The organism is Edaphobacter dinghuensis (assembly GCF_014640335.1).
Lineage (GTDB): Bacteria > Acidobacteriota > Terriglobia > Terriglobales > Acidobacteriaceae > Edaphobacter > Edaphobacter dinghuensis.
In genome coordinates this window covers 995,907-1,009,046 of sequence record NZ_BMGT01000003.1, presented here as the reverse complement: position 1 = coordinate 1,009,046, position 13,140 = coordinate 995,907, and the positions used below count along the sequence as shown (strand labels likewise).

Below are 13,140 nucleotides of genomic sequence, written 5' to 3'. Positions count from 1 at the left end.
GAGGTAGAGATGCTAAGTACTAGAGCTTAATGAAGATGCGTTTGCGATAAAGTAACCATGCCGGTATCCAGCAGATCGCCGCGAAGAGGATCGAGTAGACGAGCGAGCCAAATGCGGGCGTCCCTATGTGGTAGAAGAAGCCGGAGTAGACGAACTGTTGCAATGACTGATTTGAGTTGACATGAAAGACTGCGACGGCAGAGGAAAGTAGTTCAGAGAGAACGTATGCCGTGATCGCATTGGTGCCGAAGACCACCCACGGATAGGTCCATTGCCCTCTCCACTGTTTGATCTCCAGTGCAAAATAACATGCGGTCAGGATCAAAACACTCCAGCCTCCTGCGTAGAGAACGTACGAACTCGTCCAGAGCTTTTTGTTGATTGGAAGACTCTGCGACCAGAGCAGCCCCGCTGCAAGCAGCAACACACCGCCGATCGCCAACCACTTAACTTTGTCGAAGGATGGGCGCACACTCTTCAGCCACCAACCGGCAATCATCCCCAACAACGTGCTGGCGAACGAAGGAATATCGCTTAGCAGACCCTCCGGATCACGCGTACCTTCGAAGAGACGATGAGGAAAGATGTGCCGGTCGACATAGGCAACGAGGTTGATATCCGGATCGAGTAGAGGAAAATCTCTACCTGGCATGCCGTGGCCGGGTACCGGAACCCAGCGCAGTAGAACCCAATACCCTGCAAGCGCGAGCACAAAGAGTGCGACCCGCGGCGCAATGCGCTCCGTCAGCAACTGCAGCAGACTGGCCAACAGATAGCAGACTGCGATGCGTTGCAGCACACCATATATTCGCAAGGTGTGGAGATGAAAGTAGGGGAATCCATTTACTACAAGGCCCAGCAGCACCAGCAAAACAAAGCGCCGCAGGATGTGAAGCAGGAGCTCACTCTTCGGGGTGGACTGTGCTTTGCGAGCGCCAAAGGAGAGCACAATCGAGACACCCATAATAAATAAAAACGTGGGGAAGACCAGATCGGTGGGTGTAAATCCGTTCCATGGAGAGTGGTTCATCGCACGGTAGGCCAGATTGTTCTGACCGTTATTGTTGACGAGGATCATGAACCCAATCGTGATGCCGCGCATGACATCGATCGATAGAAGGCGCGATGACGGCTTGGGCGCGAGATGCAGTGTTTCAGAGCCGAGCGACATAGATACCTCCTCTCCTTCTCTACGATGTGACATAGCAGCGACATTCTTCGAGCAGCTTTTGCGAGTCGGTGATCAAATCTGGCACCGGCATGGGAGCGCTCGGACGATAGGGTGACGACAGCCAGGTCTGCTGCCACAGATCGAGCGAGAACCTGCTGTCTGAGCGGCGGCTCTTGAAGTACGCCGACCAACGTGCGGCATAGTAATCGCGGATAAGCCCGGACCAGACGCGGGAGGCATAGTCCGAGAGCTCCGGCCATCCCCACGTGGTGATAAGTTGTCGCGCATTTTCATCATAGTAGGCGGCCTCATCGTCGCTCCTGGCCCATGAGCGCGCGGCCTGTGTCCACGATTCCAGGCGACGATCTGGACGCAGATTCATCAGGGCGTCCATGCGGTTCATCCACGAGATAGCACGCGCAGCATTCTCATCCGAGACTGCGTGTTGTTTTGCATCGGCTGCCTGAACTGCCAACGCCAGCGCCTGATCGACATGTCCACCCACAGCCTGAGCCACCAGCTCGATAAGATCGTTGCGATAGAGTTCGTTGTGCGATAGCTCCGGCGCGCAGGAGAGAAAAAGTTCTACAGCCTTCTCAAATGCAGGCCCCGCATCGACTGAGGCCGCAACCGGGTGGTCGCCGGGCTCTGCCTGCCATGCCTGCTTTGTCATCCAGATATGAGCGCTGTAGGCACTCTCAAGCAGTAACGTCCAGGCTTGATGCATGGCGGCAGGACAAGCACCGTAACGCGCCATACAATATTGGGGAATCCACACAGTGAGGTCGATCGCTTCGCTGCGCCATCCAGCGTCGGTCATCAACTCATATACAACCTCATTGTTCTCAATTCCTTCAGGACACATGCCCCATCCGACCAGATTTCCCCGCTGCTCGCTCGCCAATACGGCTGCGGGCTCTGTCGCCATAAGTTCCAAATTCCCCTTGATGTTGTTGTTTCCACCAAAGGTATGGGCCATACCGTTGATCCATTGCTTGCCGAAAAACGCTTTCTGCAGCTTCCATTGACCGGGAGCATATTTGCCGCGTACAGAAGGCGCGAGGTCATTGGCGTAATCGATGATCAACATGCGATCGTTCGGCACACCTCTCAGTAGAGCTTCAACCGACGGGTTGTCCCAGAATGCGGAGTCGTAGACAAAGAGCCAGCCCTGCATAACCCATGTGCCATTTGGATCACCAGCTTGTATGCCTTCGAAGATCGTTCGTCCGAAACGCTCGAGGTCGTCATAACGATGGTCCTCGCTGACCGGCACGGCAAGCTCATTAAAGGTGTCTGCGAGGTAGTATTCGACCTCGCCATACTCGGCTTTGTACTCCTCAATAAATTTCTTGCCGATCTGTTGATAGAGAGCCGCCTCACCGGGATGAAGAATGAATGTCCTGGTGCTGCGCGGGATTGTCTTGAACTCCTCCGGCAGCCAGAGCAGCGTAAAGGTCTCGACATCGGGATGTAGCCGCTTGAAACCCTGTGGAACGAATCCGGCAAAGGCTGGGACTACTGGCTTCATTCCCAGTTCACGCATGCGGTCAAGAATCTTTCCCTGAAGGACACATTTTTCGTCGATCCAGTTCTGCGGCAGTGGACCATCAAGGTTGTCGATATTGCCCATGCGGTGCCATGGCAGATGAGCGGGACCGACGAAAAACTGGTTGATCTCCGCCTGTGTCAGTCCGAGCGAAAGCCATACTCTCTGCCATATCGCCTCCTGCCCCTCCATGGCGAGCGGCATATTGATGCCGTGCAGAGCCATCCAGTCGAGTTCGCGCTCCCACCGTGCCCAGTCCCAGAACGCCATCGTGTAACCGTAGGTACAAGGATTCAGATATTGGACGAACTTGTAGGGGCAGGCAACGCGTCGATGAGCGAACTCCGGCAGGGTGGAAGGGAGTTCCAGATGGCGTCCACTCCAGGTAATCATGGCATTGCAGGCTTCCCGGAGATAGCTATAGACTCCCCGACAGAGAGCACTCCCGCTGCTCCCTGAGACCTTTACACGTCCTGCCGTTGCTTCAATCTCATAGACCTCCCTACCCTCGGCGAGCGGAATCCATGCCAGATCGAACTCGGCCGCCCGTACTCCAAGCTGACGGGTGAGTACACCACGGGCAGACGATACTGCTGTCTGTTGAGAAGAATAGGTTGGGCGGGTGGCTCGTGGACGTGCCTGGCCGGCAGACTCTCGCGTCGTCGCATCCAGGTCGACTGTAGCCAGTGCTACCCCTACACCAGCACAGGAAGCTTCGATAAATTTACGTCGTGTCCACATGAATGGAAGAGTGCCTCGATGTGCCGAGTATTCACTTCCCATTTAGGGCTGTGAAGCAATTTCACCGTTTCCGACCCGCTTTTCACCGTCAAATCGATGTTTTTAATATGGTTTTTCACTTAATTAGAGAAAAATATGGTGAGACGTATCTTGATTAAGGATGAGCTAAGTCGCCCGACCGATAAGCCATCCATCAATAGAATGAAAGAAAATAACCCCCAGAGGATTAGGGTTTGATCAAGCGATAGCCCACCAGGCGCGCCTCAGGGGCATTACCCGCGATGCTTGTCGTTTCAATCAGAGCCTCGAAGTACGGCGTCTTGCCCGAGGTGGCTCCGATCTGTTGAGCAAAACTTCGAAATGAGATGGGATTAAAGGGAAAGTCTGCCGCCGCTTCTGTCCCTGCCATACCAGTTCCCTCAAAGAGCAACGCCTGCCCGTTATCTTCGATTCCCGGAAGGAAGGCAAGCACACCATAACTGCGCCGGGTCCCATCAGCGGAGATAGCGTCCCGATAGATCGGGGCTTCCCCCTTCGCAGGATGCTTATTTAAGACATACCCTTCCGAGGACTTCCAATCATAGTTGACATCGAAGTTCAGACGATCAGAGAACAGTCCAACCCAGGGATTAGCTCCAATTCCGCCGATCAGAATCACATTGTTGCTCTTGAGGTCGTCGATCCGTAAGACGCGCGCATTGCGTGCCTCTACTTTCGCCTTACCGGCCTCGGGCAATCGGCTCAATCGCATGGCGAGGTTCAGATCTGCACTGCTTGTGTACTGGTGAGCGGCAAACCAGTCCGACGTGAGAGTCGTCGTTCCAGCATGCGGAAGGTTTGACTTCTCCAAGTAGCTTCCGCTGAGATATTCGTCGAGAGGAACTGCGGCCTGCGTCAGCTCTTCAAAAAGAACCAGAGCATCGTCCGATGGAACGATAACAACGGAACGCCCACTGTTAAAGATGCTTGACCAGAGCGCCTCGGATGGCCCCTGATTCCGACTACCGAACCAGAAATAAAAGGCTAGCAGTCCGAGAAGAACTGCTGTTCCTCCTGCGGCAGTGGCGCCATATATCCAGCGCCGACCATGCTTCCTATCAGCGGGGGTCTGTTCCCTGCTTCCCAGAACCGAAGAACTTACTTGAGATTCGTCTGTCTTTGTGGACGATCCGGGAGCGGGAACAGGAGCTTTTGGAGCATTGTTTCGCGGCTCGAAGATCGGAACGTACCCGCCCTTTGGAATTGAGATCACGACAGGACAGGTTGGGCACTCATGCTCGAAGTACTCTTCCAGTCGTTGGCGAAGCAGTCGCGCTTGTGTCCGGACAATGCTGTCATCCGAGGCGCTATACGCCGGTGACCGTGCAAAGACGTGAATGCCAATCTGCTGCTCATTGAGCTCTCGAGAGTTGCCCTCAATCGTGCGTAAGCAGATGAATTCGAGAAACCGAGCGAGCCGCACAGATTTAGCGAAGGTGCGCGAAGATAAGACCTGTTGCAGGAGTTCCATTCGCTCATCGACCATCCGTAGGGGCGCTTCGACTCCTGGAGATGGCTCTTGATTGGGTATGGAATTCGAATCAATCACAATTTCTTCCTGTCAGGATAATAGTCGAGCCGACTGACCTTTTGCGATCTGAACCCATATCCCGCCCCAGAGAGGTATCTTCGTCTCCTTGAAACCAAGCATCAGGCTCCAGCCGGATCTCCGGAAGGAAGTAGGCATCGTTTTTTCAGTCAGCAGTCCTGAAAGTATGAATGTGACCTAAGCATTCGGATCAACATGCTGTTCCCATTTATTTCGAACAGTAATTCTCAGGCCAACGCCTGTTCGTTTTTGCCGAGGATAAGTACATCAGGAAAGGGCCCACCCGGAACGGTCTTGCCGCCGTATAAACGGTGCCGCCTGCGGACAATTTTTCGCAACCATCTTCGGCCCGTCCCACTCGATCTTCTGGCCGGTACGCAACGACACGCAGCCCAGCAGCATGATCTCCGTCAGACGCGCGCCGACATCAAAGCGCGAGTAGCACATCTCCGGCTTGTTTTCTTTGATCGCCGTGATCCACTCCAGCGCGTGCGCCTGCACCAGATTTCCCGGATGAGGGTTGCGAGGAATCCGCTCCGGATACTGCGCCATCGCCGGGTGCTTGAGATAGTTAACGAACTTCTCTTCGCCCTTCAGCTTGATGAAGAAATTCGTCCCGTAGTCGTCCGGTGAAAAGACTGTGCCTCCGTCGCCGATCATCAGACAGCCGCTGTCGGGAATCTTGCCCTGCAACGCAAGGATGTCGGCAGTCAGCTCGACCGGCGGCTTGTTCGTCAGGTCATGGCCTCCACGAAGCGCAGGGTTAGGCTGTCCACCGTCGTACCAGAAGAGAGTCACCGGATCGTGCTCGATCTTTCTGTCGTGGTGGAACAGGTGCGGATGTTCGAGGGGAATGTGGCCCTTACGCTTGGGAAAAGCGAAGCGGATTTTGGAGCCGACGGGATACGATTCCTTGTTCATCTTTCCGAAAGGCATCGCTTCAATCTCCGTTGGGTAACCGAGATCTAAAGCGCGAAACGGCACATTGACTGTGTGGCAGGCCATGTCGCCCAGTGCGCCGGTGCCGAAATCCTGCCAGCCGCGCCAGTTAAACGGCTCATAAATTCCATCACGCCCCTTTGGTTCGCGGCTGCCCTTATAGGGCCGCATGGGAGCAGGCCCTATCCACATGTCCCAATCCAGGCTCGCAGGAACCGGGTCTTCTCCGGCTGGACGGTCCATCGCCTGCGGCCAGATCGGCCGGTTCGTCCAGACGTGGACTTCATGTACCTGTCCAATGAGCCCGTCCTGAATCGTCTCCACCGCGCGGCGCAAACCGTCCGAGGCGCTGCCCTGATTGCCCATCTGCGTAACAATCTTTCTCTCGTGCGCCATCTTCCGCAGATAGCGTGCCTCATAGATCGTCTGCGTCAGCGGCTTCTGGCAGAACACCGCCTTCTTCCGCTTCATCGCCATCGACGCTGCAATCGCATGCATGTGGTCCGGCGTCGAAATCGTCACCGCATCGACCCGGTCGCCCATCTGATCGAACATCTCCCGAAAATCCTTATAGAACTTCGCGCTCGGATATTTTTGGGTCTGCGTCTCGTAAGCCACGGAGCCTGAATCCACATCGCACAACGCGACGATGTTCTCGCCTGCGCAGGCATCTGTATCGCTTCGGCCTTTCCCGCCGATTCCAATGCAGGCAATGTTCAGCTTGCTGTTCAGATTCTGTCCGCGCAAAAGCGCAGGCGAGCCAAACGCGAGCGCCCCGGCAGCCAGAGAAGTGGTTTTGATAAATTCACGGCGATCGACACGCGAGAGTTCGGCGGTCTCAGGAACTTGCAGAGCGGGCAATGTTTCGGTTGGTTTCGACACCCGCCCATGATACATCGCCCATCGCTGACCTTAGCCGTTCGGATGGTCCCGCTCAATCACAGATGACGAGCAACCCTAACTACGAGACAGCCTCTGCTGCTTCCAATGACGGGTATAGCCTGAGGATCTTATCGACCTTGGTCATCTCCAGCAAGGCCTGGATTCTTTCGTTGACTCCCACGACCAAAAGCTCGCGGTGATTGTTCTGTGCCGAAACGTAATAATTCATCAGCACTCCCAGACCGGCAGAATCCATGTAGGGAACGTTGCTTAGATCAAGAATGAGGCACGGCGGCTTCAGATCTCGTAGCGCGCTCTGAAAGTCGAACATGTTGCCGAGCAGCAATGGCCCATCCAGAGCCACGATAAGTACGCCATCTTTCGCTCCATTGAAGGAGCTAAAGCTCAACTCTCGATCTTGCATAGCCGAGAGTATAGGATTCTGCTGCCAAAGCATTGATTACAGCAAGATGAATATTCTGTACCTCTCTTGAAGAGTTGCAGAGCTGACTACTATCGTACTTCCAGCATCCAGCCCATAAAGCATAGTGAAAGTCAGAGTCGCGAGCGACGACCACTGATCCATTGTCCAAGCGCAAGGCGGAGGCATTGATAGTGGAAGGTACCCGGACAACGTAAAACCTCCGTCCGTCCCTTCGCCGTTAAGCCTATTTATTGCAATCATTTACAACGAAAAACCTGCACTCAATCGTTATGTTTTCCTTCGTCAATCACTTAATAGTGCGTCTTTCTCTTGATCCTCTTCCGGAAGAACATGCTTATGGATACAACGCGACGTGTGGTGTCCGAGAGGCGCCGCAGTTTAGATGACTGCGAGATAAAATGAGAGCTTCCAATCAGTCTGTGGGAGGCGAAGTGTCTACGGTTACCCCGGAAGTAATACAACTGGACCCAAGATCCTTAGAGTGTAAGGAGCTGCTTGAACGGGTAATCAATAGCCGGGAGTTGAAACGCGCTTCGCGGTTGCGCGAGTTGCTCGAATACATTGGAAAGCATGCTCAGGACTTTCCATCGCATACCATACGGGAACAGATGATTGGCGCAGCGGTGTTTGGCCGCCCCGAAGATTACGATACAGGCCTCGACAACATTGTTCGGGTCAACGTCTCGGAGTTGCGCAAGCGGCTGATCCACTACTTCAGCGAAGAGGGATCTCACGAAACGATTGCGATCGAGATTCCCCGAGGCGGCTACCTGCCGATCTTTTTTCTACGCTCCACTGCTACGGCGAAGACGCTGGAGACTCCTGCGCTACTGCCGCCGGCGACTGAAGCTTCTCCTGCAACTCCACCGAGCGCACTCGATCTTCCTGAAGCCACTCCGGTCGCCGCTCTCCCTGTGGCGCGGAAGCATCTCACGCCTGTGCTCATCGCACTGTCGATAGCGGTCTTTGTCTGCGGCTTGTTGTTATGGCAGAACCACCGGCTGGCGGTTCAGTTGCAACCGTGGAAGACGGACGCTCTGAAAGACTCGCTTTGGGCTGACTTCTTCTCTTCGGGTGATCGAATCGATATCGTTACGGCTGACACGTCCTTCGCTTTGGCCGAGGACATTCTGGGGCAAACCATTTCGCTGGACGATTACCTCGACTATAAGTACATGAATCTCGCGGATCAACCGGGGTTGCCGCCTGGAACGAAATCGGCCCTGAAGCACATACTGGAACGCAATAACGGCAGCATCGGGGACTTTCAGGCGGCGAAGCGGTTTATGGATCTGGATGGCTACTCGTCCGCTCTGAAACTGGCATCTGCCCGTTCTTATACGGCGGAGAGTATCAAAGCCGATAACGTCATTCTCATCGGCGGACGCGAGTCGAACCCATGGGTTGATCTCTACCGAGATCGCATGAACTTCTTTCTGGACTACGACCCCAGCATCCAACGCTCGTTTATTGTGAATCGAAAACCGCAGCCAGGCGAGGAAGCCGTCTATGAGACTGGCCGGGACCCCAACCGAAGCTATAGTGTCGTCTCCTTTCTCCCGAATCTGACAGACCAACGCTATGTGCTGATCATCTCCGGAGTGGACTCTCAGGCGACCAGGGCTGCCGGTGACTTCATCACCTCACCCGAGGGGCTTGCTCAGATTCGGCAGAGGATGCCAACCGGCCACTTCCCCTACTTTGAACTCGTCCTTGCCTCCTCGCGACTGGTTGGGACGACGCTTCATACCGAAATTGTGGCTTCCAGAGTGCACCAACGATAGCGTTAGCACGTCCGTCCAAAGCTCCCGGCGCCCCGAAAGCTCTACCGGGAAGGGCAAGGACGCCGGGCGCTGAGGTTCTATCTTTAATATGGATACATATCTCTTGAAGATCATGTGTCCGATACCCTCCACGGCGATGAACAGGTCTCCCACACCCTCGATTAACTCCCTTTAATCCAGCGACGAGGGCCAGCTATATTACGGAGTCGGTTCCTGACTTCATATCCATGCCCCGGGAGCGGAGGAAGGAAGGTTTTACATCAAGTAGATCCAATTGAATGGTGTGCCGATCCATCGCCCATGACTGCTTCATACAGAAATCACCGACGGGGCACCCTGAGTTTTGAAATGAGCGGTTTACCAGCCGCTCGCTAAGGAACGAACGGCTTGAAACCGGATAAAAGCGATCTTCTTACACAGTTCTTACTTCACTCTCACTGTAAATTGACTTGCTCGTCGTCCGTGCGGATAGGCAGCATGACTTCCACCTGAATCAGAGCATTTTTTTGACTCACTAAGAGTTAAGGATGAAGCGCGATTCACAGGAATGGCACGGGACTCTTCAAAGAACCGGCCAGTTGAGAGGAGCAAGATGAAATATTTTACGGAGAAGCCAGACCAAGTGATCTCGCAAAAGGTGGGCAAAAGAGCGATACGGCTTGCGGTACACGTATGTCTTTGGCTCATGACAATCGGTATGCTGCTTCCCGCCGCCTTCGGCCAGGGTATTACGGGTTCCATTACCGGCACGGTAACCGATTCCACTGGCGCATCCATCCCCGGCGCAACCGTCACCGTCACCCAGGTCGAGACGAATGCCGTCCATACTGTGACCTCGTCGGACGTGGGCTCTTTCACCGTTCCACAGCTCCCCCCAGGCCAATACACCGTCAAGATCGACAAGGCCGAGTTCAAGAGCTTCATCCAGGAGCATTTGACCCTTGCAATCGACCAGGTCGCCCAGGTGAACGCTCAACTCCAGCTCGGATCTCAGAACGAGAGCGTAACCGTCAGCAGCGTTGCACCTGTCATCCAGACCGCCGATTCTTCAATTGGATTGGTCGTCGATAGCCAGGCCATTCAGAACACACCGCTCAATGGGCGTCTCAGCATCATCGGCCTCATCGCTCTTGCTCCCGGCGTGCAGAATGCCGGAGCGCAGGACCAGCTCGCCACCCGCGGCGTCACCGCCGCCATCGGCACTGGCGGTCGTAACGCTTATGGCGGGCTCGGTTCGACACTCGATGGTGTAACGAATCAGGAAGTCACCCTGCAGCGCGGCGAGGGCGAGGTTCCGTCGATCGACGCGATCTCGCAATTCAAAGTGCTCAGCAATGGCGCACCAGCAGAGTTCAACCAGCCTTCGCAGATCATCGTTGTCAGTGCCAGCGGCACAAACAAATTGCATGGCGAGGTATTGGAGTACAACCGCTCCAAGGGAACCTCGGCAAAGAGCTTCTTCTCCGGCAGCCAGCCGCGTCCTCCCTACGAGAGAAACGAATACGGCGGCAATCTGTCAGGCCCTATCCTGATTCCGAAGGTTTACAACGGCCGCGACCGCAGCTTCTTCTTCTTCGCGTTTGAAGGCTTTCGCCTCACACAGTCTTATGCGTTGAACACACAGCAACCTACATTGAAAGAGCGCAGCGGCGATTTCAGCGAGCTGCTTGCGGGCGGCCCCTGCGCTCCCAGCTCAACCACCAGCACCATCATTAAAAACCCGGTCACCGGGCAGCCCTATCCGGGCAACATCATTAATACGCCGCTGAGTGCTGTCGATCAGCAACTGCTCACCATCCTTTATCCCAAGCCGACCCAAGCCGGTTGCGGTGTCAACACGTTCGAAGAGGTTCAGGAGCTGAGCAAGTCGACACGTTATTCCGTGCGTCTGGATCACAAATTCAACGACAATAACCAGATTCGCTTCACCTATCTGCGCGCGTTTTATGGCCCCAATGCAACCCAGGGCAGCGATAGTCTGCAGGGCGGCAACGCGCAGGATGGCGAGCACAACAGCAACTTCATCCTGGGCTACACCCATACTTTCTCCCCAACGCTGCTGATCGACACCTACGCGTCGTTCTTTCATCTGCCGATCTACCGCACGCCGCAGAACTATAAGACCGACTTCTCTTCGATCATCCCCGGCCTGGGTTCTGAGCTGATTCAGGGTGCGCCGCAGATCAGCATTACCAATATCCAGTCTGTATCGGAGGCCGGTTCAAAGGATCTGGAGCAAGTTGGACAGTTCAATACCGCAGTGACCAAGGTCTTTCCGAAGCACACCATCAAGGCTGGCTTTTCGTACCTCTACGACAATCACTGGAACGACTCCGCACAGACCCCGCAACGCGGCTCCTATACCTTTACGAATAACAAGTACACCGGCGTCGCTCTGGCCGACTTTTTGCTCGGCTATCCGACATCGACAGCCAACGCTACCCCTACCAACTACATCACTCGCAATATCTCTGCTCAATATGGGATGTATATCCAGGATGACTGGAAGCCCATTCCGAAGCTGACCATCAACGCAGGACTGCGCTATGACCTGCAATGGTTCCGTCCCAACCCATATGGCAACAACTCTCTCTACGTTCCGTCACTGCAAAAGGTTGTGGTCTTCGCCGACGCCTATCCTGCGTCCGCTATCCCTAACTTCCTTACCTCGGTGCCTACCGTGCTCGCGCCTTCTGTGGGCCTGTCGACTAACGTATTCGACTACCTCGGACAGGACAAAAACAACGTTGCACCACGTCTTGGCTTTGCCTATGAAGCCGCGCCGAATACGGTCATCCGCGGCGCTTTCGGAATCTACTACAACCTGTTACCGGCTTCATATGTTGGAACCGCACCCTTCGGGACTCTTCCCTTCACCAGCTCGGAGACCTTCACAAATTCAAGCGGTACACCTTCGTTCACGATGGCGAACCCCTTCTCGGCCACTGGCTCCTTTACGGCAAACCCATCGGTATATGCTTCAGCGAAACTTTCGACGCCGTATACCGAAGAGTACAACCTTGCCGTCGAGCACCAGTTCCAGAGAGGTCTGAACATCCGCATCGGTTACGTCGGACAACACAACCTCAAGCAGAACAACTACGGCGGTTCGGGCAACTATGCTCCTAATATCAACCTGCCCAGCCAGCCAGTGTTGACGACTGCGAGCGTGCAAACCACCTACAACGTGCAGCCCTTCTCCGCGATCAACTATCTGATGGCTCCAATCTTCCATAGCAATGAGAACTCGTTGCAGATTGGTATTCACAAGCAGTACAGCCATGGATTTACCCTGGGTGCGGAGTATCAATGGACGCGCGTTCTAGGGACCGAGAATATTCAGAACGCATCGGGCTCAACACCTAACGACTCTTACGGCTCCGTCGGCGGCATCACGCCACAGGCACTTACTGTCAACTACTCGTATCTGCTGCCGTTTGGACGTGGCCAAATGTTACTCGGAAAATCGGGCGGTCTTGTCGATAAACTGGTCAGCGGCTGGCAGATCTCCGGCATCACCACCATTCAGACTGGGCAACCGTTCTCTGTCGCCTACTCCGCACCGGGCAGCTATACGGTGCCGAACAGCAGTCCTGCAGTTACGTATGTCGGACTGGTTAGTGGACGTGCCAGCGTCGTTCCGGGCGCTCATCTTTACCCTGCACACAAGAGCCGCTCGCAGTGGTTCAATCCGGCTGCGTTCACTGCTCCCACCAATGCTGCCGGCATCGCCGGTGCCGCATACGGAAACTCTGGATACGATATGCTCCGTGGCCCTGCCTTCCAGGACTGGGACATGAGTCTGCAGAAGAACATACTCTTCGCGGAGCGCTATAACATTCAACTTCGCGCAGACTCTTTCAATGTATTCAACCACCCCAACTTCGGCACACCGAACGCGTCGATCAGCAATCCGTCAACGGTCGGGACCATAACCTCCATATCCGGAACCCCCGGTTATGAGCAGCGGACCGTAGAGTTCGCAGGAAAGTTTACTTTCTAACCTCCTAATGGCTATGGCATGGTTCGTGCTCGCGAACC

General features: G+C 54.9%; 7 protein-coding genes. 2 read left to right on the top strand and 5 right to left on the bottom strand.

Annotated elements, in window-relative coordinates:
- Positions 1 to 19: 19 nt before the first annotated feature.
- From IEW09_RS15990 to IEW09_RS15970, 5 genes are all read right to left on the bottom strand, one after another.
- Positions 20 to 1,171, bottom strand: coding sequence for an acyltransferase family protein (locus tag IEW09_RS15990; RefSeq protein WP_188555163.1), 1,152 nt, complete (start codon positions 1,169 to 1,171; stop codon positions 20 to 22).
- Between the two features lie 19 nt (positions 1,172 to 1,190).
- Positions 1,191 to 3,461, bottom strand: a complete 2,271-nt coding sequence (locus IEW09_RS15985; protein WP_188555162.1) for an alpha-N-acetylglucosaminidase — start codon at positions 3,459 to 3,461, stop codon at positions 1,191 to 1,193.
- A 226-nt stretch (positions 3,462 to 3,687) separates the two neighbouring features.
- A complete protein-coding gene (locus IEW09_RS15980; RefSeq protein ID WP_229739373.1) occupies positions 3,688 to 5,049 on the bottom strand; it encodes a hypothetical protein in 1,362 nt (453 codons plus the stop codon).
- Between the two features lie 267 nt (positions 5,050 to 5,316).
- On the bottom strand, positions 5,317 to 6,870 hold the full coding sequence (locus IEW09_RS15975) for a Gfo/Idh/MocA family protein (RefSeq protein ID WP_229739372.1): 1,554 nt from the start codon (positions 6,868 to 6,870) through the stop codon (positions 5,317 to 5,319).
- 79 nt (positions 6,871 to 6,949) lie between these two features.
- Entirely contained in the window at positions 6,950 to 7,294 is a 345-nt protein-coding gene (locus IEW09_RS15970; protein ID WP_188555160.1) for an STAS domain-containing protein, read from the bottom strand.
- Between the two features lie 542 nt (positions 7,295 to 7,836).
- Between IEW09_RS15970 and IEW09_RS15965 the strand changes: the two genes are divergently transcribed.
- Both IEW09_RS15965 and IEW09_RS15960 read left to right on the top strand, forming a co-directional pair.
- Positions 7,837 to 9,099, top strand: coding sequence for a hypothetical protein (locus IEW09_RS15965; protein ID WP_188555159.1), 1,263 nt, complete (start codon positions 7,837 to 7,839; stop codon positions 9,097 to 9,099).
- Between the two features lie 685 nt (positions 9,100 to 9,784).
- On the top strand, positions 9,785 to 13,102 hold the full coding sequence (locus IEW09_RS15960) for a TonB-dependent receptor domain-containing protein (RefSeq protein WP_229739371.1): 3,318 nt from the start codon (positions 9,785 to 9,787) through the stop codon (positions 13,100 to 13,102).
- The last annotated feature ends 38 nt before the right edge of the window (positions 13,103 to 13,140 follow it).

What these genes read in the sequence shown, in the direction of transcription:
- IEW09_RS15990 (WP_188555163.1), bottom strand. Translation starts at nt 1,171, where the DNA reads ATGTCGCTCGGCTCTGAAACACTGCATCTCGCGCCCAAGCCGTCATCG.
- IEW09_RS15985 (WP_188555162.1), bottom strand. Translation starts at nt 3,461, where the DNA reads ATGTGGACACGACGTAAATTTATCGAAGCTTCCTGTGCTGGTGTAGGG.
- IEW09_RS15970 (WP_188555160.1), bottom strand. Translation starts at nt 7,294, where the DNA reads ATGCAAGATCGAGAGTTGAGCTTTAGCTCCTTCAATGGAGCGAAAGAT.
- IEW09_RS15960 (WP_229739371.1), top strand. Translation starts at nt 9,785, where the DNA reads ATGACAATCGGTATGCTGCTTCCCGCCGCCTTCGGCCAGGGTATTACG.